General features: G+C 56.0%; 14 protein-coding genes. 2 read left to right on the top strand and 12 right to left on the bottom strand.

Annotation, left to right across the window (positions count from 1 at the left end; translation table 11 throughout):
- Positions 1–12: 12 nt before the first annotated feature.
- The 8 genes from BLR09_RS07000 to BLR09_RS06965 form a co-directional block, all read right to left on the bottom strand.
- Complete coding sequence (locus BLR09_RS07000) at positions 13–3,408, bottom strand: SusC/RagA family TonB-linked outer membrane protein (protein ID WP_093199519.1); 3,396 nt, start codon at positions 3,406–3,408, stop codon at positions 13–15.
- Positions 3,409–3,436: 28 nt separating this feature from the next.
- The gene (locus BLR09_RS06995) at positions 3,437–4,414 is read right to left on the bottom strand and encodes a FecR domain-containing protein (protein WP_093199517.1); all 978 of its coding nucleotides are present in this window, start codon (positions 4,412–4,414) and stop codon (positions 3,437–3,439) included.
- Between the two features lie 86 nt (positions 4,415–4,500).
- Entirely contained in the window at positions 4,501–5,070 is a 570-nt protein-coding gene (locus tag BLR09_RS06990) for an RNA polymerase sigma factor (protein WP_093199514.1), read from the bottom strand.
- A gap of 205 nt (positions 5,071–5,275) precedes the next feature.
- On the bottom strand, positions 5,276–5,830 hold the full coding sequence (locus tag BLR09_RS25280) for a hypothetical protein (protein WP_143011045.1): 555 nt from the start codon (positions 5,828–5,830) through the stop codon (positions 5,276–5,278).
- A 12-nt stretch (positions 5,831–5,842) separates the two neighbouring features.
- Complete coding sequence (locus tag BLR09_RS06980; protein WP_093199509.1) at positions 5,843–8,251, bottom strand: ABC transporter permease; 2,409 nt, start codon at positions 8,249–8,251, stop codon at positions 5,843–5,845.
- Position 8,252: 1 nt separating this feature from the next.
- Positions 8,253–10,634 (bottom strand): ABC transporter permease, encoded by a 2,382-nt coding sequence (locus BLR09_RS06975; protein WP_093199507.1) that lies wholly within the window; start codon positions 10,632–10,634, stop codon positions 8,253–8,255.
- Positions 10,635–10,805: 171 nt separating this feature from the next.
- Positions 10,806–13,238 carry an ABC transporter permease gene (locus BLR09_RS06970; RefSeq protein ID WP_176785481.1) on the bottom strand — a complete coding sequence of 811 codons (2,433 nt, stop codon included), beginning with the start codon at positions 13,236–13,238 and terminating at the stop codon, positions 10,806–10,808.
- A 114-nt stretch (positions 13,239–13,352) separates the two neighbouring features.
- Positions 13,353–14,423 (bottom strand): sialidase family protein, encoded by a 1,071-nt coding sequence (locus BLR09_RS06965; RefSeq protein WP_093199502.1) that lies wholly within the window; start codon positions 14,421–14,423, stop codon positions 13,353–13,355.
- 352 nt (positions 14,424–14,775) lie between these two features.
- Here BLR09_RS06965 and katG point away from each other — a divergent pair, with 352 nt between their 5' ends.
- Positions 14,776–16,983 (top strand): catalase/peroxidase HPI, encoded by a 2,208-nt coding sequence (gene katG / locus BLR09_RS06960; protein WP_093199499.1) that lies wholly within the window; start codon positions 14,776–14,778, stop codon positions 16,981–16,983.
- A gap of 216 nt (positions 16,984–17,199) precedes the next feature.
- Here katG and BLR09_RS06955 read toward each other — a convergent pair whose 3' ends face one another.
- The 3 genes from BLR09_RS06955 to BLR09_RS06945 all read right to left on the bottom strand — a co-directional run bounded on the left by BLR09_RS06955 (position 17,200) and on the right by BLR09_RS06945 (position 20,861).
- Positions 17,200–19,362 carry a xanthine dehydrogenase family protein molybdopterin-binding subunit gene (locus BLR09_RS06955; RefSeq protein ID WP_093199496.1) on the bottom strand — a complete coding sequence of 721 codons (2,163 nt, stop codon included), beginning with the start codon at positions 19,360–19,362 and terminating at the stop codon, positions 17,200–17,202.
- Between the two features lie 9 nt (positions 19,363–19,371).
- Positions 19,372–19,878 carry a (2Fe-2S)-binding protein gene (locus BLR09_RS06950; protein ID WP_093199494.1) on the bottom strand — a complete coding sequence of 169 codons (507 nt, stop codon included), beginning with the start codon at positions 19,876–19,878 and terminating at the stop codon, positions 19,372–19,374.
- 242 nt (positions 19,879–20,120) lie between these two features.
- Complete coding sequence (locus BLR09_RS06945) at positions 20,121–20,861, bottom strand: FkbM family methyltransferase (protein ID WP_093199491.1); 741 nt, start codon at positions 20,859–20,861, stop codon at positions 20,121–20,123.
- Positions 20,862–21,285: 424 nt separating this feature from the next.
- On the opposite strand from BLR09_RS06945, the gene BLR09_RS06940 reads away from it, so the two are divergent.
- Entirely contained in the window at positions 21,286–23,319 is a 2,034-nt protein-coding gene (locus tag BLR09_RS06940; RefSeq protein ID WP_093199486.1) for a M13 family metallopeptidase, read from the top strand.
- A gap of 79 nt (positions 23,320–23,398) precedes the next feature.
- Here the strand turns inward: BLR09_RS06940 and amaB are convergent, their stop codons facing one another.
- Positions 23,399–24,919, bottom strand: coding sequence for an L-piperidine-6-carboxylate dehydrogenase (amaB, locus tag BLR09_RS06935; RefSeq protein WP_093199483.1), 1,521 nt, complete (start codon positions 24,917–24,919; stop codon positions 23,399–23,401).
- Positions 24,920–24,925: the final 6 nt, after the last annotated feature.

Genomic DNA, 24,925 nt, shown 5'->3' with positions numbered 1-24,925 from the left:
TCGGGGAAAGGATCAGAAGGTGAGCGACAGACCGGCGGTCCAGGTGCGGGCCAGGGGGTACTGGGCATAGTCCACGTTCGGCTGTATGTATTCGCCGTTGTTCCGGTTGCCGCTGACGTAGCCAAGCTCGGGGTTGAGGCCGGAGTACTTCGTCAGGGTGAAGACGTTCTGGCCGGTCACGTAAATCCGCGCGTTCGAGAGTTTCAGTTTTCCGGCGAGGTCTTTCGGCAGGTTGTAGCCCACTACCAGGTTTTTGAGGCGCAGGAAGTCGCCACGCTCTACGAACAGATCGGACGGACGGAAGTTGCGGTTCGGATTATCGATGCTTACCCGCGGAACCGTATTGCTGGTATTTTCGCCGTGCCAGCGCTGCGTCGCGTCCTGGTACAGGTTGAAGGAATAGCTCGCGTCCAGGCCCTGCATGCGGTCGGCGTTGTAAATGGACACGCCTCCCACACCGACAAAGAACAGCGAAAGGTCAAACTGCTTGTATGTCACCCCGGCGTTGAGACCATAGGTGATTTTGGGCTGCGGGCTGCCCAGGATTGTCCGGTCCTTGTCGTCGATGAGGCCGTCTCCGTTCAGATCCACAAACCGTACATCCCCCGGTCGGATCTGGCCCTGATCCCGGCGGGTGTCTTTGGCAATATTCGGGTCGGAATCGATCTGCGCCTGCGTTTGGTAGAGGCCGCTGGTCCGGTAGCCGTAAAACGTACCGTACGGATGACCCTGGTAGGTGCGGGTTACTTCCTGCGTTCCGCGGCCATACAGCGGGCCTGCGAGGAAGCCGCCGGCAGTAGCGAGACGGGTGACTTCATTCCGGATCAACGTGGCGTTTGCGCCGACATGCCAGGTGAAATCGCCGCTCGTTTTCCGGTAGCCCAGCTCCAGTTCGAGGCCCTGGTTACGCATCTGCCCGACGTTCTGGTCGGGAATAGCTGCTGATCCGATGGTACCGAGCGACGGCGGCGCGAGCAGCATGTTCCGGGTATCTTTGATGAAGTAAGTCGCCGCGAACGTCAGCCGGTGATTGAAAAAGGAAGATTCCAGGCCGAAATTCGACATCTCCGCCGTTTCCCAGCCGATGTTCGTATTCGCAAGGCGGCTCTGAGCCGAGCCCAGCACATTCCCTCCGCCGAAGGCATACCGGTAGTTGGTATTGATCAGCGCGAGATACTGGAACGACCCGACATTCTGATTACCCAGCTGCCCCCAGCCGGCGGTGAGTTTCAGGGAGTTGACGACGGGTTGAATGGATTGGAAGAAAGGCTCTTCCGATACGCGCCAGCCTACTGAAAAGGCCGGGAAATATCCCCAGCGACGACCCGGCGCGAATTTCGACGAGCCATCCGCCCGGAGCGTGGCCGTCAGCAGATAGCGATCCCGGAAACCGTAGTTCAGCCGTCCGAACCAGGAGGCCAGGGCATCGTAGGAACGCCCGCCGTCCTGACCTGCTACCGATACGATCGATCCCGCATACTGCAAATACCGGAGGCTCGGGTCTTCGCTGGCAAAATCCCGGCCGCGCTGGGTAGCATTCAGATCGTTGAACGTTTGTGCCGTATACCCGCCTACCACGCTCACGGAATGCTTGCCGAAGCGGCGGTCGTAGGAAAGGAAATACTCCTGAAGCATCGACCAGTACTTGTCGTGCACCAGCGTCAGCTGGTTGAAAGAAGATGTCCGGAACTGGTCGGTGACCTTCACTTCAAAGGTCCGGTTTTCAGAGAACGTTGCGTCCAGTGCCAGGTTGGCCCGGGCTTTCAGGCCGGGAAGTATCTCGAATTCTCCCGTCAGGTTTCCCAGAAAGCGATTTCGGGCAAAGTCTTGATCCTGATTATCAACGGTGTAGATCGGGTTGTTGATGTCGCCGAAAGCGCCCAGTCCCTGCGTGGAGCTGTAGGAGCCGTCTGCGTTCCGGATCGGGAGGCCGGGGTGGAAGCGAATGGCGCTCCACAGCAGGCCGGTCTGGGACGACGTGGTATTCGGTGCGTTGTCGTGCGTATTGGTGAACTGGAAGTTCTGCCCGATTTTCAGTCTGGAGCCGATTTTGTGGTCGGAATTGACCCGGAAGTTATAGCGGCGGTAGTAGGATTTCCCGATGATCCCGTCTTCCCCGTAATACCCGCCGGAAATCGAGAAGGAAGAGTACTTCCCGCCACCGCGGAGTGATACATCGTAGTTGACCGTTGATCCCTGCCGGAAAAGCGCATCCTGCCAGTTCGTCTTCTGGGTCTGATAGGCCTTGTCTTTCCAGATATCCGGTACTTCCAGCCCGTCATTGGTATAGGCTTCCTGCTTGATGGCGGTATAGGTCGGCGCATCCAGTACCGGAAGGGTTTTGATCCGGTTGGAAACCCCGGCATATCCGTTGACCGACACATTGATCGGATGGTCAAATTTCCCCCGCTTCGTCGTAATGATGACCACGCCGTTTGCGGCACGGGTACCGTAAATAGCGGACGCAGAGGCGTCTTTCAGTACGTCAATGGATTCAATATCGTTCGGGTTGACGTCGTTCATTGTGCCCGAAGGTACGCCGTCAATCACCACCAGCGGGTCCGCGCCGTTGACCGTACCGAGGCCGCGTATCTGGATAGAACCGGCATTACCCGGCGCGCCGCCGTTGCGGATGACGTTGACGCCTGCTGCCCGTCCCTGCAGGGCCTGCTGCGCTCCGCCCGACGGGAGGTTTTGAATATCAGAGCCTTTGATTTCGGCGACTGCGCCGGTGACGTCCTTTTTCTCCTGGGTACCGTACCCGACTACCATCACTTCCTTCAACGCCTGTACATCGGGTTTCAGGATGACGTCGACAGAAGTACGGCCGGCAAGGGCAATTTCCTGCGTGGCATAGCCGACGAAGGAGATCACGAGCGTGCCGTCGGCCTCAGGTACCGAAAGCGAAAAGGCCCCGGTATTATCGGACACTGTACCGGTAGTAGTACCCTTGAGCTGCACGCTGGCGCCGGGAATACCTTCGCCGTTTTCGTCCTTTACACGTCCCCGAATGGTCCGGTCCTGTGCGGCAGGAAGTACTGTTTTTTCGGGACGGGCGACGGGCTTGATGACAAATACATCTTTCCGGACCGGTTGCCAGGTCAGGTCAATAGGTCCGAGCAACGCGTCGAGGGCTTCGCTGAGCGCGTCGGCATCGTTCCAGAGCCGGTTGACGGCATACCGGTTTTCGACGGTCGACGGCGCATATCCAAACGTGACGTCAAAGCGTTTTTCCAGGATGCGCAGCGCCTGGCCGACCGAAACGGATTTCGGGGAAGGCGGAATCGCCTGGCGGGAGGCAACCATCGGCTGCGGGTACGCCGGCAGCGGGCCGAGCAGGCATCCGGATAGCAGGAGTCCGCACCGCAGAAGCCGCGCAGATCGCTGAACAGGTAGATAAAGGTTCATGAAGGAAAGTAATTGAGATGGTGCGTTTTCAGGGACGGATGTAGATCCTGTTTTCAAGGCGGTCTATTTTCAGATCGTGCGTCTGTGCGAGGACGTTGAGAAGTACATCAGGATCCGGATCCTGCAGGTGAACGGTGATTTTCTTCTCCTTCAGCGTCGAATCGGCGAAGACGATGTCATAGCCATACGTGTACTCGAGCATTTCCGTGACATCGCCCAGCGAGGCGTTATCGAACGCAAAGCGCCGGTCTTTCCAGTCGCTGTATGTTACCGGATTGACGTTCTTCCGGGAAACAACCGACTGATTCCGGACTTCAATGCGCTCTCCGGGTTTCATCAGGAGGGCCGGTCGCCCGCCCGGCTGACGCAGCCGTACTTTGCCGGTGTTGAGGACGACCTGCAGGTTGTGGTTCCGCTCGGCTACCGTAAACGTCGTTCCCAGTACTTCCACCTGGTAGTGGTCGTCGGTTTCGACAATGAACTTCCGGTGATCGGCCTGGTGGACGACGGAGAAGAACGCCTGGCCTTTGAGGCGGACTTTCCGGGGCGCTTCCCCGTCCCAGTCCCGGTCATACGCGATGGACGAGTTTCCGCTCAGCACAACCTGGGAGTGGTCGGGCAGCTCCACGACGCGCGTCTGACCGGCAAGGGTTTTCTGTTGAATCTCAGCCGATTCTGTCAGGAAGAAGTAAAGGCCGATGCCGGCTCCGGCAAGGACCGCGGCCCAGCCGGCCGCCGTTTTCCACCGGAACCGGCGGATATCGGGTGCTGTATCCCGCTGGATACCGGCCCAAACCGTCTCGGCCGCTCCGGGTGGAGGCAGGACGGGCTTCGGCCGCCAGGTGAGCACGAGCGCACGGGCCAGCTCGGCTTCCTCACGCCGTTCGGGATGACGCTTCAGCCAGTCGTTCCAGAAAAGCCTTGTTTCGTCGTCTTCTTTCCGGACCCACCGGACAAAAAAGGGATCGGTCGCCAGTTGCTCCGCCGTAAAACGGGAGTAGTCCATTGCACGCTGTTTTTTGTACAATGGGACCGGCGCCGCCGTTTTACCAGCGGATCAGCAGATTTTTTTGAAATTTTTCCGGAAGACCTTCACCAGCGGTTCAGGGAAAGCAGCGCCAGCAGGCGAAGCGCCGCCGGCATCGTGGTCCGGAGTACCTGCAACGCGGTATGGACCAGGTTATAAACCGTACGGACCTTGATATCCATGATTCCGGCGATTTCGGGGTAGGAAAGCCCTTCGAGGTAGAGAAGCGACAACGCCTCTTTCTGGCGGGGATGGAGCTGGCGCAATGCCTGCTCCAGTTTTTCGCGGCGAAGCGAAAGCCGCTCCCGCTGAATCATATCGGTTTCGGGGGAATAGTCAAACTCCAGGTGGTAATCTTCCGGCAGCGCAAGCGTAACCCGCCGGGTCTGCTCGTGGATCTTCCGGCGAAGTACCCGGAACAGGTAAAATTTGACGGAGGAAGTAGTTGAAAGCCCGGCCCGGCTTTTCCACAATTCCACAAAAAGCGTCTGAATCGCATCTTTCACCACTTCTTCGTCTCCGGAAAGCCGAAAACCGTACCCGTACAGAATAGGGAAGTAACGTTCGTACAGCCGGGCAAAAGCCTGCCTGTCGCCTTCGCGAAAATGCTGCCAAATCACTTCCTCTTCTACCATCAATGTTCGGAGAAAACGCTCCCGAAGGAATCGCTCATGGGGCGGGTGGGACAGAAGCGCATCCGATGAGACTCGCCCGGACCGGCATCGCTTTTCGCCTGAAAGTTACGTGATCTCCGCGTTTGCGGGCAAGGATTCGCCCGCAAACAAAAAAGCCCGCTCCGGTCGGTTGTGACCAGAGCAGGCGTCAGGAAGGAATTTTCCTTCAGTTTTTATCAAATTCCTTGCCGAACGATTCGATCAGCCGGCGTTTTTCGGCATCTGATTTTCCGCGGATATCAAACGTCTTCTGAAGCACTTTCCGCTTTCCGTTGGTCGTTCGCTCGATGGTGACGCGCATTTCACGGCTGTCTTCATCAATCAGCAGCGAGGCGTCACGGGGTATCTCATACGCGGGTACGGGAGGCACAGGAGGCGCAGGAGGCCCGGAAGGCGGCGTCGGCGGAGAAGGCGGAGACAACGGTCCCGCCGGCGGAATGGGCGGTGACGGAGGTGACGGCGGAACAGGCGGCTTCGGTTTGGCCGGAGGCTCCAGTCCGAGAGAAGTATAGGCATCGCTGACGAGCTTGTGTTTCTCGTCAGACGAAAGACCTTCAACGGCATGCGTATGATCGTACCGGATTTCCCGCCCGTCTACCGTACCGTGAATATCAATGTGAAGTGTTTTTCCGTCGTCCGAAATGGAGGACGAAAGATTCGATCGCTTTTGTGCCAGCGCCGGAAGGCTGAGCAGCGACAGCGCAATCAGTACATGTTTCATAACTGTTCGTAGTTACTCGGTTTTGAGACTTTTGGCCGGGTTGAGACTGGCCGCCTGAAAGGCTTTCCAGCCAACCGTCAGCACGACGATGGTACCTGTCAGTGACACCGAAACGGCAAAGACGCTCCATTCCATCGGAATCCGGAAGGTAAACTCGCTCAGCCAGGCCGACATGGCCCACCCGCCCAGCGGCGCCGCGACGACAAAGGCCAGCAGCATCAGCCGCAGAAACTCCCCGCCAAAGAGGCCGAGAATCTGCCAAAGGCTGGCGCCCAGTACTTTCCGCACGCCGATTTCCTTGGTTTTCTGCGCCGCCATGAAGCTGACCAGACCGTACAGCCCGACGCAACCGATCAGCACCGCCAGACCCGTGAAGAGCCGTACCAGTTGCAGGATCAGGTCTTCCGTTTCATAGAGTTGTGCAATCTGATCGTCGAGGAAGGTCTGCCGGTAGAGGTATTCAGGAAAGAGCTTCTCCCAGGCCGCCTGCGCCGAAGCCAGGGTTTCAGTGAGCTGTCCGGTTTTTACCCGCAAGGCCGCCGACGTGAATTCAGACGGACTGGCATAAATGACCACCGGTTCAATCGGGTTGTCGAGCGACTGGTTATGGAAATCCTTCACCACCCCGTAAATCGGCGCGCTTTCTCCCCAGAGCCGGAAGCGCTGACCGATTACATCGGCAGGTTTCAGGCCGAGCTTCCGGACATAGGTTTCGTTGACGAGGTATCCCCGGAGCGAGTCCGTGTCCGGAAAATTCCGGCCGGCAAGGAGGGAAATACGGAAGGTCGACAGGTACCGGGCATCCGCCGGTTTTACCGCTACTTCCCACTTTTCATCTTCGGTGCGGTTTCCGAAACGATGGCTGCTGGTCTGATTGAGCATACTGGCCGTCGGCGCATGTGTACATAGTGTCACGGATTCTACGCCCGGCACCCTGGAAAGTTCGTTGCGGATCAGGGAAAGGCTCACGGACCGGTCCGGAACGGGCAGCATAACGACCGACGAAGCCGTATAGCCCAGATCCGAATTCCGGAAGAAGTTCATTTGCCGGGTGACGACAATCGCGCTGATGAGCAATACCTGCGTGATGACAAACTGCATCACGACCAACCCCCGGCGGACGGGCATCCCGCCAATCTGCTGCGTGCTGATTTTGCCTTTCAATGCCGAAACCGGCCGGAATCCGGTGAGTACCAGCCCGGGATAGGCGCCCGACAGCAGCGTCACCACCACAAATACCGCGGTGAGAAAGAGAATCATCGGAAAGTCCCAGAAGGTACCGCCCATCAGGTTGAAGTTGGCGCGGGAGCTGAGATAGGTATTGAGCGGGTCGAGTACCAGCTCGGTAAAACCTACTGCGAGGATGATCGACAAAAACGTAATGACGGCGGTTTCCGCGAGAAACTGCCCGAATAACTGCGGACGGGTACCTCCGACCACTTTCCGTACCCCGATTTCCCGTGAGCGCTTCAGCGCCTGCGCGGTAGCCAGGTTGACGAAGTTGATACAGGCCGTCACAATCAGGAAAAGACCTACCAGGCCGAGTACATACAGCTGCGTTTTGCTGATGACGCCGTGGTATTGTTTGTCGAAGTGGACTTTGCTGTACGGAACAGAAAGGTAGTTGATGTCCTTCGCATCGTCGCCGAGGTACTTCCGGCGGAAGGAGGGCATGGCCCTGCTCAACCGGGTCATATCGGCAGGATCTTTCGCGACAACGAAACAGGCAACGCGGGAGCTCGTCCATCCCCATTCTTTGGTACCAGGCCCGCCGATACTGCGGGGATTGTTGTACCGGTCGAGCGTCGCCCAGGAAATAAAAAACTCGTGACGCCGGTCGGTATTATCCGGAATGTTTTCCAGAACCCCGGTAACGGTCAGGTCCAGGTCATTATTCATCCGGATGGCCCGGCCGAGTACGTCGGTGGTTCCGAAGTACTTCTCAGCCAGTTTCCGGGTCAGGACGACGGTATTCGGCCGTTGCAGCGCCGTATTTGCGTTTCCGCTCAGCCACTGGTAGTCGAATACCCGGAAGTATCCGGTGTCGGTATAGCAGACGGCCCGCTCCTCGTTGAATTTCTGCTGACTGCCGTTTCGTTCGATGGTAATGAGCCGGTCGCGCTGCCCCAGTACCGTTGTCACCGCTTCGAGGAAGGGAAAGTCGGCCCGTAGCGCGGCACCGAGCGGCGGTGTGACGGCATCGGTAGGCTGGCCGTCACCGCCGGTCAGAAAGTGCGACAGCATCTGGTACGTACGACCCGCCCGGGTATGGTAGGTATCGAACGACAAATGGAACTTGATGACCTGAAAAATGAGCAGACTACCCGTCAGGCCAAGCGCCAGCCCGGCAATATTCAGGAAGGCGTACCCTTTGTTCCGCAGCAGTGTGCGGTAGGCTGTGATGAGGTAGTTCCGAAGCATGTTATTCGGTTTTGAGCGAGTTGGCCGGGTTCATCAGAGCCGTCCGGAAGGTATTGAACCCGACGGTCACGATAGCAATGGCTGTCGTCAGCAACGCCGACGCCGCAAAAACTTTCCAGTCGATATCGATCCGGTAAGCGAAGTTTTCCAGCCAGCGCTGTGTGGCGTACCAGGCAGCCGGAATAGCTACGACAAAGGCGATGAGTACCAGGTACAGGAAATTCCGGGACAGCAGCGTCGATACCTGCCAGACGGAGGCGCCGAGTACCTTCCGGATACCGATCTCCTTGGTCCGCCGCTGGATAGACAGGCTGACGAGCCCGAACAACCCGATGCAGGAGATGAAAATCGTCAGCACCGCCGCGAACGATATAATCTGCTTCCACTTTGCCTCGGTTTCGTAATTGCGGCGGTTGATGTCTTCCTCAAACTTGTACTGGAACGGCCGGAAAGGGTCGAGCTTGCGGTACGTAGCCTCGACCGACCGCAACGCCTGTGGAATTTTCTCCGGCTGTACCCGCAGGTAAAACCGGCCGAAGGGCATGTGCGGGTCGGCTGTGAAGAGCATCGGCCCGATTTCTTCCTTGAGTGATCCGTAGTGGTAGTCTTTCACGACGCCGACGATCGTCAGTTTCTGCTCGCTCCCGTTCAGGAAATCGACGGTATGACCGACGCCGCTGTCTTTCCAGCCGGCTTTTTTGATATAGGCTTCGTTGACGATGACAGAATGAGTGGAATCAGCGGGGAAGTCCGGCGAAAAATTCCGGCCTGCCTTCAGTTGAATGCCCAGGGTGGGGAAGTAGTGCTCGTCGATATGCCTGAAAGCGATGTCGATATCTACTCCGTTGGCTTTGGAAACAGTACCCCAGTCGCCACCCAGTGCCGGCGCCACGCTCACCACACCCGGCGCTTTCCGGAATTGCTCGCTGAAAGTCGCCATGAGCGGCATGTTCCGATCCTGCCCGACGTGGAGCGAGATCAGGTTCTTGTCGTTGTAGCCCAGGTCCTTTGTCGTCAGAAAATGAAACTGCGAGTAGACAAACAACGTAGTGATAATGAGGAAAGTAGCAAGCGAAAACTGCAACACTACCAGGCTCTTTGACAGGTAGTTTTTTCCTGAAAACTGAAAACGGTTGTACAGCGTCTTCATCGGATCGAAGCCGGAGAGTACCAGCGCCGGATAGAAGCCCGCGGCGAAGCCCGTTCCCAGGAACAGCAGGATAAAGCTTCCTACTAATTGAAAATCAAGCAAGTAGCTGAGGGATAGCTGCTTGTTGGCCAGTTCATTGAAAAACGGCAGGGCCGCCTCCGTGAGCAGAACGGCGAAGAGAAAGGCGCAAAATGTCAATAGGAAGGATTCTCCGAGAAACTGGAAAATCAACTGCCGGCGCTGCCCGCCGACGACCTTCCGGATACCAATTTCCCGGCCCCGGCGGAGCGACTGTGATACCGTGAGGTTCACGAAATTGATACATGCAATCAGCAGCACAAAGACCGCGATGCAGATCAGGATATAGGAATAAATCGGATTGCTGACTTCGGGCGTATGCTCGACGGTCGGGTCGAGGTGCATTTCCAGAAACGGCTGGACGCCCCAGATAAATTTCGCCGCAAATCCGTGTTTGCTGGCTTCAGCGACCTGATTCCGGGCTTTCCGGTTGTAGATCTGCGTCATTTTCCGGGAAACGGCCTGCACGTCGGCTCCCTTGTGCATGACGAGGTACGTCGGGTAGGAGAGCCATAGCCAGTTGTCGTCATACTCCTTCTCGACGAGGTAGTTGAACGGAAGAAGTATATCAAATTTAATGGATGAGTTTTGGGGTGAACGTTTGGCAATGCCTGAGACCACGAAGGTTTCGAACTTGTTATTGATCTCAAACTCAAGCGATTTTCCGATAGCGGCGGTGGTGCCGAAGTACTTTTGCGCCGTTTCTTCCGTCAACACCACGGAATGAATGTCTTTCAGGGCAGACTTCGGGTCTCCGGATACCAGCGGAAAGGAAAAGACGCTGAAGAAGTTGGCGTCTGCCCAGGAAGCTTTTTCGTTGAAGGTTTCGCGGCCCTTGCGGAGGATGAAATCCCGCTCCTGCACCCGCGTATACGATTCGACTTCGGGAATATCCTGCTTGAAAGACGGTCCCTCGATCATCGCCGCGATGCCATATAGCTCGTTCCGCCCTTCCTTGCCCTGGATACGGCAGGTCACGCGGTAGAGCTGATCCTTCTTCTCATGAAAAGCGTCGTACGAAATTTCATCCTTCGTATACAGCAGGATCAGCATGCAGCACGCCAGCCCGATGCTCAGGCCGGTGATGTTGATAAAGGCGAATCCTTTCTGCCGGAGAAGGTTCCGCAAGGCGATTTTCAGGTAGTTACGGAGCATGGCGAGTAGCAGAGGATATGGCTTTGGGGGGCTGTATGCACTAAGCAGTAAGCTTTAGGCAGTAAGCGCCGGAGGCCGGTTCCTGATTGTGTAAATAATTGATTTCGAGGTATTTGTTTCTTCGACGAATGGTCTTCTTTCGTGACAGCAGCGTACACCCCTGCCCCATGCCTATTCCGTCTTCAAACTTCTCACCGGATCAGCCATCGCGGCGCGTAACGCCTGGTAGCTGATGGTCAGGAGCGTAACGGCCAGGGCCAGGAGGCCGGCGAGAACAAATACCATCCATCCGATATCGATGTGCAGCGGAAACTTCTCCAGCCATTGCTGCATGAAATAATAGGCCAGGGGAGAGGCAATCAGGAACGAGATCGCAACCAGTTTTACGAAGTCCTGCGACAGTAATCCCCACAGGTTTACCACACTGGCGCCGAGTACTTTCCGGACGCCGATTTCCTTCCGCCGCTGCTCGGCCATGTACGAAGCCAGTCCAAACAGCCCGAGGCAGGAAATAAACACCGCCAGCGATCCGAACAGCATCGCGAGTGAGCCCAGCAGCGCTTCCGCTTCGAACCGTTTTTCAAAGTCGGTATCAATGAAGTGGTAGTCGAACGGCACGTCCTTCGCGTACTTCTGATAAAGTTTCTGAATGGATTCCACCGACGCCGCAGTAGCCACCTGCGGCTTCAGTCGAACGACCATATTGCTCATATTTCCGCCCTGTACCGACAGATTAACCATCATCGGCACCATTGTTTCATAGGGAGAACCGAACGCAAAGTTTTTGACGACGCCGACGATGGTGTACTTCTCCAGGTACTTGCCCTCGCCCCGGCTGATGGTTTCGCCGAGCGGATCTTTGAAGCCCAGTACTTTCGCCGCCGACTCGTTGATGATCACCGCACGGGACGTATCGCCGGGCGTAGCCGGAGAGAAATCCCGTCCGGCGGCCAGTTTCACACCGGTCGTTTTCAGGAAGTCATAGCTCACCCGCATGAACTCGAATACCTGGTTGTATTGTCCGGGTTTCTGGCCCTTCCAGCCGAATCCCCAGCCGTTCGACCCGGATTCGCCGCCGGGCAGCGAGCTGGTACAGTACGCGTTCTCCGCCACGCCGGAGGCCAGGATCTCGCTCCGCAGCGTTTGCCAGTGGTTGGGAGCGTCTCCTTCCATGGCGAAGTACATCAGGTTTTCCTGGTCGTAGCCGAGGGGCCGGTTTTTGGCGTATTGTATCTGTTGGTAGACAAGCAGTGTGCTGATTATCAGGGATATCGAAAACGTAAATTGCAGAATGACCAATACCTTCCGGGGCAGGGAGCCTGCCTTGCCGGCCTGCATGGTACCCTTCAGTACGGTCACAGGATTGAAGGCCGACAGGTAAAAGGCCGGGTAGCTGCCCGCCAGGATGCCCGTTACGGTCACGACGAGTAACCCCGCTGCCCAATACAGCGGATTTCCAAAATCAATCTGCAACTCCTTGCCTATGAGCTGATTGAAGGAAGGAAGTGCAAATTCCACCAACCCCACGGCCACAATCAGCCCTGCCAGCGCCAGAAACAGCGATTCCCCCAGAAACTGGATGATCAGACCGCCACGCATCGCGCCGGAGGTCTTGCGGATGCCGACTTCCCGCGCACGTTTTTCGCTGCGTGCTGTGCTCAGGTTCATGAAATTGATGCAGGCTATCAGCAGCACAAACGCCGCGATGATGCCGAACATCCGGACGTTTTCAATCCGGCCGCCCGACGGAACGCCGTTTTCAAAGCGGCCATACAAGCGGGATTTCAGGAGCGGATAGAGAAAAGCCTCGCCGTTGTAGTCCTTCGATTGCGTTGCATAGATTTTACCCACCTTGGCGTTGACAGCGGCAAGGTCGGCATTTGGATGTAACTCCGTATAAATCTGATAGTTATTGGCACTCCAGCCGAGGTAGTTCCAGCCGAGAGCATCGTAGAGGCGAAAGGGTACCAGCGCTTCAAAGGTAAAGCGGGAATTTTTGGGGTAGTCCTGGATCACCGCCGCGACTTTCAGATCATGCTGGCCGTTGAACCGGATGATCTGGTTGATCGGGTCTTTTTCCCCAAAGTAGGCGCGGGCCGCGGATTCCGTCAGCAGGATGGATTTTGTGTCCCGGAAGGCCGCTTGAAAAGAACCCTTTACGGTCTTGAATCCGAAAATATTCACGAAGTCGGGCTCCACAGAGAGGACCGCCTTTTTCATGGCTTTGTTTCCCGTCGCCAGCGGCATCGGCGATTCCCAGCCGGTCATCGCTACGTATTTGATTTCGGGGATAGACTTCCGCAGGTAGTTGCCCAGTAATCCGCCCTGAGAACTCGACGTCCAGACTTTCCCTTCCGATTCCTTGAAATTCCGGAGAACACGGTAGATCCGTTCTTTCTTCGGGTGAAACTGGTCGTAGCTGAATTCATCGACTACCCACAGCAAAATGAGGATACTCGACGCCAGCCCTACAGCCAGCCCGAGGATGTTGATGAAACTGTATCCCCTGTTTTTCAGAAGATTACGGAAGGCGATTTTCAGGTAGTTACGAAACATAGGGAAACCGGTTGTGCGCGTGATACCCTGTTTAGAAAGGTATGCCATACGGATAACTGGATAAGTAAGGTACTGATAATCAATAGGATCTTGAAAATAAAATGTCCGCAAACGTACAATGCTCTGTACGTTTGCGGACATGAAACGAGGTGTCCGGCGGAGCTACTTCTCCGGCCAGATACCGTCCCGGATTTCGAGGAGGTCGGCTTTTTTCGGGTCGACGACCACGTGCTTGATCTTCTCGCGTTTCCAGGTATAAGTGAGGTGAATGAGCCCGTCTTTTGTCTGGATAATCGCCGGGTAGGAGTACTCGCCGGGTTCTTTTTCGAGGACGGCGGCGGTATACCATTTCTGCCCGTCGGGAGAAATCGCCAGGTTCAGCGGCGTACGCTCCTTGCCCCAGGTACCTCCGGCTTTTTTGGTATGGTTGTAAACGAGTGCCTGGCGACCATCCTTCAGCGTCACCGCGTCGGTACCGGAGTTAGGGTTGGGCAGCTGGGTTTTGGTGAGCGCGGTCCAGGTTTTGCCCTGATCGGAGGAGAAGGCTTCCAGAATGGCGTTGTTTTTACTGCGGCAGAGGATTTGCAGGCGACCGTCCTTCAGAAAGAGAACAGAAGGCTGGATGGCGGAAAATTCCTTTCCGTCGTTGATGGCTTCCGAGCGCGTCCAGGTTTTTCCTTCGTCTTTGGTGTATTCAAAGTGCACGCGCCAGCCGTGGTCTTCCGAGCTGGTCGGACAGATGAGCGTGCCGTCTTTCAGCAGTTCAGGTTTGTTTTTGATCGGGCCGTAAATGCCTTCGGGGAGGCGCTCGGGCTTCGACCAGGTCTTTCCGCCGTCTGCCGAACGGATGAGCATACCCCACCAGGTCGACGGGCTCGGCCCTACTTTATAGAACAACAGCAGGTTACCTTTTTTCGGCATTTGAAACAGCACCGGGTTCCAGGAAGCAAAACGCTTGCCGTCGGCCTGTACGCCGTTGGCAACTTCCCGCGGGGCCGTCCATTTTCCTTTCACCAGCTCTGAAAACCAGATACCCACATCCGGGTTGTTTTCATGGGTGCCGCCAAACCAGGCCGCGACGAGTCCGCCGGGCGTTTCGGCGAGAGTAGAAGCGTGGCAGGACGGAAACGGAGCTTTGTCGTAGATAAACTCATCGACGAGAACGGCCTGCCGCTGCTGGGCGTGGCAAAACGTACCGACGTACGTCAAAAGGGCGAGCAATGCGTATTTCATATCGTAAAGATGGGTAGAAAGGCGGAAGCTCCCGAAGGGATATTCCGCCGCTCCTGCAATATACCCGCGGCGGCGGGCAGAAGGCTATTTTCTCCCTGCCGGGGCAGGATAGTTTCGGTGGAAAGGCCGTTTCCATGCTCCTGAGGCTCCTCATAAGCAAAGCTGAAGAGCTCATCCGCGAATTCCGAAGATATTATAGATTTTATTGATAGTGTTATAGATTAAATCAATTTGATTGATGAAATCCGGTCCTCTATCATTGCAGTGTCAAACAACAACGACGCCGCGTATCGGGCGGTCTATTCCCCCTTTTCCGCGACTGGTTCGAAACTAAACTAATACACAAAAAAACATGGAGAACAAGTCAGGCGATATCAGCAAATGCCCGTTTCACGGAGCTGCCCAGAAGACCAGTGTCGGCGGCAACGGAACCCAAAACCATGATTGGTGGCCGAATCAGTTGAAATTGAATATCCTTCGTCAGCATGCCCCCCAGTCTAACCCGATGGGTGGCGATTTTGACTATGCCAAAGAATTTAACAGTCTCGATCTGGAGGCAGTGAAGAAAGACCTTCACGACCTGATGACCGATTCGCAGGAGTGGTGGCCGGCCGACTTCGGTCACTACGGCCCCCTGTTTATCCGGATGGCCTGGCACAGTGCTGGTACATACCGGACGGGCGACGGCCGCGGTGGCGCCGGCGCCGGACAGCAGCGCTTCGCTCCCCTCAACAGCTGGCCCGATAACGTGAGCCTCGACAAGGCCCGCCGCCTGTTGTGGCCGATTAAAGCCAAATACGGGAAGAAAATCTCCTGGGCTGACCTCCTGATTCTCACCGGTAACGTCGCGCTGGAATCCATGGGCTTCAAAACTTTCGGCTTTGCCGGTGGTCGCGAAGACGTCTGGGAACCTGAAACCGATGTATACTGGGGCTCGGAGACGACCTGGCTCGGCGACAACCGCTACTCGGGCGACCGCGACCTCGAAAATCCGCTGGCAGCCGTTCAGATGGGGCTTATCTATGTGAACCCCGAAGGTCCCAACGGTAACCCCGATCCGATTGCCGCTGCCCGCGACATTCGCGAAACCTTCAAGCGGATGGCGATGGACGACGAAGAAACCGTAGCCCTCATCGCCGGTGGACATACCTTCGGCAAAACGCACGGTGCAGCTCCCGCTTCGCACGTCGGTCCTGACCCGGAAGGCGCTGATATCGAGGAGCAGGGGCTCGGCTGGCGGAATAGCTTCGGTACCGGTGTCGGCGCGGATGCCATCACCAGCGGTCTCGAAGTGACATGGACCAGCACCCCGACCCGGTGGAGCAACAACTTCTTCTGGAACCTCTTCGGATACGATTGGGAACTGACCACCAGCCCGGCAGGCGCACATCAATGGAAACCGAAACATGGCGCAGGTGCAGGTTCTGTTCCCCACGCGTTTGATGCAGACAAGCGCCAGGAGCCGCGTATGCTTACGACCGACCTGGCCCTGAAATTTGACCCGGCATACGAAAAAATCTCCCGTCGTTTCTACGAAAACCCGGACGCCTTTGCCGACGCTTTCGCCCGTGCCTGGTTCAAGCTGACGCACCGGGATATGGGTCCGCGTGCCCGCTACCTGGGCCCGGAAGTACCGCAGGAAGAACTCATCTGGCAGGACCCGATTCCGGCCGTGGATTACGCCCTCATCGATGAAACCGATATCGCGGCGCTGAAGACCAACATCCTGGCGTCCGGACTGACGGTATCCCAACTGGTTTCGACGGCCTGGGCGTCTGCTTCCACCTTCCGCGGTTCAGACAAGCGCGGCGGCGCCAATGGCGCCCGCATCCGCCTCACCCCGCAGCGGTACTGGGAGGTGAATAACCCTTCACAGCTTTCGACCGTCCTCGAGACCCTTGAAAGCATTCAAAACGAGTTCAACAGTACGCAATCGACCGGGAAGAAAGTTTCCCTCGCCGACCTGATCGTACTGGCAGGCAGCGCGGCGGTAGAAAAGGCGGCGAAAGATGCCGGTTATGCCGTGACGGTACCCTTTACACCCGGACGGGCAGATGCGTCGCAGGAACAGACCGATGTCGAATCCTTCGCCGTACTCGAACCCGCGGCAGATGGCTTCCGGAACTACCTGAAGGCCCGCTACAGCGTATCGACCGAGGAACTCCTCATCGACAAGGCTCAGCTGCTGACCCTGAGTGCGCCCGAACTGACAGTGCTCATCGGCGGGATGCGTGCCCTGGACACCAACTATGACGGTTCGAAGCACGGTGTATTCACCACCCGACCGCAGGTGCTGACGAACGACTTTTTCGTCAACCTGCTCGACATGAGCACCGTCTGGAAGGCCGTTTCAGAACACAAGCAGATCTTTGAAGGTCATGACCGGAAAACCGGCGAACTGAAGTGGACTGCCACCCGCGCCGACCTGATCTTCGGCTCCAACTCCGAACTCCGCGCCCTGGCCGAAGTATACGCCAGCGCCGACGCAGGCGAAAAATTCATCCGGGACTTCGTCGCGGCATGGGTGAAGGTGATGAATGCGGATCGGTTTGATGTTTAGGGGTTTTCAGTTTAGGGTTTAGAGTTTTGAGTTTAGAGTTAAAAGGGAGAGCCTCGCTGCCAGCGAGGCTCTCCCTTTTTTGAAAAATATTAACGAACAGACTAAGGGTCAAGTAGTTGAGCCCAGGTCGCCCTCTAAACTCTAAACTCTAAACTCTAAACTCTAAACTCTAAACTCTAAACTCTAAACTCTAAACTCTAAACTCTAAACTCTAAACTACCCATTCAACTCCATCGGCAGCTTCCGCACCCGTTTCCCTGTGAGGTTGAACAGTGCATTCGCCAGTGCCGGTGCGATGGGCGGCAGGCCCGGCTCGCCCACGCCTCCCGGAGCCTCCTGATTGTCAATGATATGTACTTCTACCTTTGGCATTTCGGGCAGGCGCAGAACCGGATAGTTATGGAAATTACTTTGCTGAATGGCGCCGTCGGCATAGGTAATCGGGCCTTTCAGCGCTGCGGTCAGGCCGTAGACAACGTTGCTTTCCGTCTGTGCCCGTACGTTGTCAGGGTTGACAACCATACCGCAGTCAATGACCGAAACTACCTTTTCAATTTTGACGCCGTCCTTCGTTTTTGCTACCGTAAACGCATGCGCGCAGATCGTACTGAATGACCGGGCGATGGCAATACCCATGGCCTTTCCGGCGGGGCGCTTTTGCCGGTAACCGGATTTTTCGGCCAGCGTTTCCAGTACCTTCACAAACCGCGGAGAATCTTTGAAGAGCTCCAGTCGAAGGTCCAGCGGGTCCCGGCCGGCGGCATGCGCCAGTTCGTCAATAAACGACTCATGTCCGAAAACGTTGGTCGACGCATACACCGAACGCCACCACACAATAGGCAGATCCGTACGCGCCTTGAGGTAGCTCCGGCGGATATTGGGCACTTCGATAGGGCTGTCTTTCTCGCCAATGCCTTCTTCCGTCCATCCGTCGGCCTTGCCTTTCAGGTCGGCTTTAAAGACCTGTTCCTGAATGGATTCCGTGATAATTTTATGGTGAAAGGCCGTGATTTTGCCTTGCGCGTCGATCCCGCCTTCGAGTACGCTGAGCATGGCAGGGCGATAGGGACCCTGGGTCATGTCGTCTTCCCGCGTCCAGAGCAGTTTGACAGGCGCGCCCACGGCCTTCGACAAAAACGCCGCTTCTTTTACAAAATCGAGGTAAGCTTTCCGCCCGAATGCGCCGCCCAGAAACGTGACATTAACTTTCACCTGCTCCGGCTTGAGGTTCAGGTAGCGGGCCAGTTCCGAAATAGTACCGTCGGGTCCCTGGGTTGGCGCCCATATTTCGAGGCTGTCGCCCTTAAACCAGGCCGTGGCATTCACTGGTTCCATCGCTGCGTGAGCCGCAAAGGGAGTTTCGTAGGAAGCCTGGATTTTCCTGGCAGCGCCGGCATAGGCGGCGGCAAAATCGCCTTTGTTTCCTGCAAAATCACTGGATTCCTTACCGGCGAGCTCTTTCAGCCGGGCCGAATAGGTATCGGTAGCGAGGTAAGTCGGATCCTTCTTTTCCCACTGTACCTTCAGCTTGCGCCGCCCTTCCATAGCCGCCCAGTAGTTGGTGGCAACTACGGCAACGGTCTCTACCGTCAGGTGTGGCATGGCGCGTTCGGCCTTCAGTACTTTCTTTACGCCGGGTACTTTCAGGGCGGCGGCGTCGTCAAATGAAATTACTTTTCCGTGAATCGACGGACTCCGTTCAATACTGGCGTACAGCATACCCGGTACTTCCACGTCGATTCCGAACTGCGCCCGGCCGGTTACTTTCAGCGGTACATCGGGTTTGGGAATGTTTTTTCCGAGCAGTTTGAAATCTTTGGGATCCTTCAGTTTAGGCTCTTTCGGGATTTCGAGGCGGGATGCTTCTTCCACCAGCTCCGCATAGGGAAAGGACTTTCCACTCGGCCGGTGAATGACTTTAGCATTCTCGGCAAAGCATTCGGCTACCGGTACCTTCCACTTATTGGCAGCGGCCTGGATGAGCATTTCCCGTACGGCGGCGCCGGCTTTCCGCATCGGAATCCAGCGGGTACGAACGGAAGAACTACCGCCCGACAACTGTGCGCCATACTTGCCCTGGCCGTTGGTTTGAATGATATGTATCTGATCGAACGATACTTCCAGCTCCTCGGCGATGAGTGCCGGCATGGACTGGTATGTACCCTGGCCCATGTCGGGGCGGGGGTTGAGCAGCGTGATCTTGCCGGTATCGTCGATCAGGATATAGGGACTCAGTTCGAGCCCGAGCGCCGTTTTTTCGATTTTATGAAGGACAACGTCCCCGGCTTGGGCGGGCAGCGAAAAGCCCAGGGCCAGCAACGCTCCGGCCGAACCTCCGGCTTTGAGAAAGCCGCGCCGGCTTGTGTGTTGAGGTTTCATCGTGCGTGCTTATTTCCCGACGGGCGCCGGAGTGGTTTTGACCGGTTTCTTTTCCTGTAACAGGCCCGAAGCCTTGTGAATCGCCGAGCGTATGCGCTGGTACGTGCCGCAGCGGCAGATATTGCCCTGCATGTAGGTGTCGATGTCTTCGTCGCTGGGGTTGGGCTTCTGTTTGAGCAGTGCCACAGCGCTCATGATCTGTCCCGACTGGCAGTATCCGCACTGCGGTACCTGCTCTTCGATCCAGGCCTGCTGTACCGCGTGGAGGTGATCGGGAGTACCGATGCCTTCGATGGTTGTGATTTTCTGGGTCTTGACGACCGAAACGGGCGTCGAGCAGGAGCGGACAGGCGTCCCGTTGAGGTGTACGGTACAGGCTCCGCACTGGGCCATTCCGCAGCCGAACTTGGTGCCTTTAAGTCCGATGACATCCCGGATCGCCCAAAGGAGCGGCATGTTGGGATCGACGTCTACGGAATAAACCTTCCCGTTGACCGTCAGTTTGGTGAGCGCCATGATGTTTTTTCGATAGAGAGGACGATCAAAGGTAGCGATTGAGCGTCAGGAAGTCAATCGGCACTGGATACCCGTTCAGCCAGGTAATAGTCAGGCCGGTATCAGGTTATTTTGAGTTTTTTTAGGGAACAGTCCGAAAAGAAAAACCGATGATTCGCGTCGGATCATCGGTTTTTCAGAAGATCAAAAAATTTCTGTAGCCATTTTACAGAGAGTCATTCGCAAACACGGGATGCGGGGATTTACAAATCGTCGTTAACGAAAACCAGGTTTTCACCACTCAGTGTCAATGAAAAATTATATTGACTGATGCACTTGAAAAGACTGGTAGAAGTACCCTTTTTCATGCGGTCATGCAATTCTACGATGAGGCATTTTGTTTTCGGCACCCATTCTTCATAGCGAGATTCAAACAACTCCTTCTCGTATCCTTCGATGTCGATTTTGGCAATGTCGATGTGGTCAAACCCGAAATCCCGCATGAGCTGAGGGATGGTTATGGTTTCCACGACGATGGCGCTTTCGGTTGTCTTTTCGCCCGCCCTCGACGTGACGAATCCCCAATTCCCGTAACCAAGGTCTTCAACGGTCAGGACTTCCTGCTCATTTGAAAGCGCCTTCATAACGGGTTTTACATTGGGATAAGGTGCAACATTCTTTTGCAGGATATTAAAATTAGATTTTTCGGGCTCAATGGAGACGATAGTTGCCTTCGGGTATTTGTTGGCAAAATAGACTGCGGCCAGACCTACGTTGGCTCCAGCGTCAATGATATTTCGGGCGTCAAATGGAAGATCAATGCTGTAATCTTGATCTATAAATACCTGAGTGAAGACGGGTGCATCACTGGTACCAACTCTAAGTCTGATCGGATGAGAAACTCCAGGGACGGAAATGCTTCGGGAGAGTCTGAGTTTTAGCTTAAAGAAGATAAAGATACCGACTATGCCATAATTCTTGATAAGCCTGTATAAACTCTGCATACTTTTCGGAAATTATAAAATTGCGCGATTGAAGATAAAGAAGCGTACTAAAATTCGTTTGAAAAGGCTGTAAACTGTCAGGCGAACTTACTACAAAAATCAATGACGGCCAAAAAAGACTCCTTAAGGACTGAACCTCTCAGCGAATATACTCAGCCTGAAATAACTGCTGCCTGATAGCTGTGTAGGCTCTTGAGCGATATAGAGTCTTTTATTTAGGTCTGTTTTTTTTATTGCTCTGATTGTTAGTGTATTATAATTTAGCTCGCAGGTAATGGGTATCCAGAGGTCGCCCATGAGCAGGAATGTGCCTGACGGCCACGTTACCTCTATACATTCACTCCGCTAGTCGCAAATCCGCTTTTTGAGGAAAAAGATTGCGGAATTTCAGGCGTTGGATTTCCATTAACCAGTCAACAAACGCATGAAAAAAAGCAGCTTCCTCCTGCTGGGAACGGCCGCGGTAGTGACCGCCGCCTTTACCGGCAGGCCGTTCGACGATCCCAAACGAAGCAAAGGCCTGGATCTCTCGGGCATGGACAAATCCGTCAGTCCGCGTGAGGATTTTTTCCGGTATGCCAACGGTACCTGGCTGAAAGAAACCGAAATACCGGCATCCGAAACCGCCTGGGGCTCGTTTAACATCCTCCGCGATACCAACAGCAAAAACCTGCATGCCCTGTTGGAGGCCGCGGCGTCGTCCAAAGCTCCTGCCGGCAGCGTTGAGCAGCGGGTAGGCGATTTCTACGCGTCGGGTATGGATACGGTGGCCATTGAAAAACGCGGCTACGACCCGATCAAGCCCATTCTGGCCCGGATTGATCAGATCAGGGATTACAAGGAACTACTCGCGTACTCGGCCGAGCACCCGCTGGAAGGCGGCGGGACCTTTCTCGGAATCGGTGTAGGCGCAGACGCCAAAAACCCGGACGTCAACATCGTCAGTATGCGGCAAACCGGTACCGGCCTCCCCGAAAAAGACTACTACACCAAGTCCGACGAGGCGACGCTCAAGGTAAAAAACGCGTACCGGCAATACATAGTTACCTTGTTTAAGTTGACGGAAATTGCTGATGCAGAGCGTCTTGCTGACGAGATCATCGCGCTGGAAACCAAAATCGCCGCCTCCCATATGGGGCGCATCGAGATGCGGAACCCCGTCGCGCAATACAACAAGTTCGGAACGGCAGACTTCTCCGCCAAAGTACCGAACCTGGATCTTGCAGGTGTCCTCCGCAAACTGCGCCTGAAGACGGATACGGTCATCGTCGGCCAGCCAAAGTACTACGAGTACCTCAATACCCTGCTTCCCGCCGAGAACATTGAGACGCTGAAGGCGAAAATGAAGTTTTCCGTTATCAGCGGTGCAGCAGCCAGCCTCAGCAGCCCGTTCGTGAATGCCAGTTTTGAATACGTAGGAAAGACGCTCAACGGGCAAAAGGTACAACAGGAACGCTGGAAACGCCTTTCTTCCCAAACCGACGGGATGCTGGGCGACCTCCTCGGTCAGCTGTATGTCGCAAAATACTTCAAGCCGGAATCCAAAAAACGGATGGACGAACTCGTCGCCAATCTTCAGAAGGTATTCGAAACCCGAATCAAAGGGCTGGAGTGGATGACGGAAGAAACCAAGGCCGAGGCGTTGAAGAAACTTCATTCCTTCACGCCCAAAATCGGTTATCCGACGAAATGGAAAACGTACGACGGCGTGGCCATTCGCCGGGACGATTACTTCGGAAATATCAAGGCACTCAGCAAATGGCGGTATGAAGAAATGATCTCCCGCCTCGGCAAGCCGGTTGACAAAACGGAATGGGGTATGACGCCTCCGACGGTCAACGCATATTACAGCCCCGTCCGGAATGAAATTGCCTTCCCGGCAGGTATTCTGCAATGGCCGTTCTTTGACCCGACGGCCGACGACGCCTTCAACTACGGAGCTATCGGCGCGGTGATCGGCCATGAAATGACCCACGGGTTCGACGACCAGGGCCGTCAGTTTAACTACATGGGCATGCTCAAAAACTGGTGGAAAAAAGAAGACGCCGATCAGTTTAAGCAGCGGGCGCAGCTGGTAGTCGACCAGTTTGACGGATTTACCGTCCTGGACAACGTCCACGTAAAAGGGCAGCTGACGCTTGGAGAAAACCTGGCCGATCTTGGAGGGCTCTCGATTGCGTATTCCGCCTTCAAAACATACACGGCAGAAGGTAAGTCAGCGAAGAAAATCGACGGATTTACGCCGGATCAGCGGTTTTTCCTGGCCTTCGCCCAGATCTGGCGGACCAAAACCCGCGACGAAGCCCTGCGTCTGCGCATTAACACCGATCCCCACTCACCCGGCGAATTCCGGACCAACGGCCCGCTCTCCAACTTCGAACCCTTCTACGAAGCCTTCGGCGTCAAACCCGGCGATAAAATGTATCGGGGGAATGAGGTGAGGGCGAGGATTTGGTGAGGGCAGTTTAGAGTTTAGGGTTGAAAGTTTAGAGTTGATGGACGCGCCTCCCAACCCTAAACTCTAAACCCTAAACTACCTAAACCCCAAACTGTATCCCCTGCGCCAGCGGCAGCTGCGTCGAGTAATTAACCGTATTGGTCTGGCGGCGCATGTAGGCTTTCCAGGCGTCGGAGCCGGATTCGCGACCGCCGCCGGTTTCTTTTTCACCGCCGAAAGCGCCGCCTATTTCCGCGCCTGATGTGCCGATGTTGACATTGGCAATGCCGCAGTCGGACCCGGCCGCCGAAAGGAACAGTTCCGCTTCCCGCAGGTGATGCGTAAAGATGGAAGACGACAGGCCCTGCGGCACAGCGTTCTGAAGGTCAATGGCTTCTTCCAGCGCCGTATACCGGATGAGATAGAGAATGGGAGCGAAGGTCTCCTGCTGAACTACCGGCCAGTGGTTTTCGGCTTCAGCGATACATGGCCGGACATAGCAGGCAGAAGGGTAATCGCGAAGTACTTCGGGCTCCACGACAAACGTTCCACCGGCAGAACGTACCTGCTGCACCGCGGCTTCATAGGCCGAAACGGCAGCTTCGTCGATCAACGGACCTACGTGCACGCCTTCTTCCAGCGGATTGCCCACCCGGAGCTGTGCATAGGCCGATGCGAGCACGGATTTCAGCTCTTCATACCGGGAATGATGCACAATCACCCGCCGGGTTGTGGTACACCGCTGGCCGGCTGTTCCGGCGGCGCCGAAGACGATACCCGGAATCGCCAGCGATAGGTCGGCGTGCTCCGAAACAATGATCGCATTGTTACCGCCGAGTTCGAGGATAGACTTGCCGAGACGGCCTGCGACGGCCTGGGCGACGGCCTTTCCCATACGGGTCGAACCGGTGGCGGATACCAGCGGAACACGCGGATCGGCCGATAACCACTGGCCGGCTTCTGCCGTACCGGTGATCAGGGAAGAGACGCCTTCGGGTACGTCATTGCGTTTGAATACATCGGCAGCCAGGTACTGGCAGGCAAGAGCAGACAGCGGCGTTTTTTCGGAAGGCTTCCAGATGACGACGTCTCCGCATACCCAGGCGAGCATGGCATTCCAGGACCAGACGGCAACGGGAAAGTTGAAAGCCGAAATCACGCCGACGATTCCCAGGGGATGCCACTGCTCCATCATCCGGTGGGCGGGGCGCTCGCTTGCGATGGTGAGTCCGTATAGCTGGCGACTGAGCCCGACGGCAAAGTCACAGATGTCAATCATTTCCTGTACCTCTCCCAAACCTTCCTGAAGGCTTTTGCCCATTTCGTAGCTGACGAGCGTACCCAGGTCCGTTTTGCGGGCGCGGAGGGCCTCGCCGATCTGCCGCACTACCTCGCCGCGGCGGGGCGCCGGCCAGTTCCGCCAGGTACGGAATGCCTTTTCGGCTGTCTGAACGACCCGCTCGTAATCTTCCGGGGTAGTCGTGGTGACAGAGGCGATGGGTTGGCCGTCGACCGGCGATACCGACGTCAGCCGTTTCGTTTCAGAATGCCAGCAGGAGAGGCCCGTGCTGGTGCCGGCATTGTCGGAAACAATGCCAAGCCGGGAGAGGATAGTTTGCATGATGAG

The organism is Siphonobacter aquaeclarae (assembly GCF_900103285.1).
Lineage (GTDB): Bacteria > Bacteroidota > Bacteroidia > Cytophagales > Spirosomataceae > Siphonobacter > Siphonobacter aquaeclarae.
Note: the sequence above shows the minus strand (reverse complement) of the source record. Positions and strands in the feature narration are given on the sequence as shown.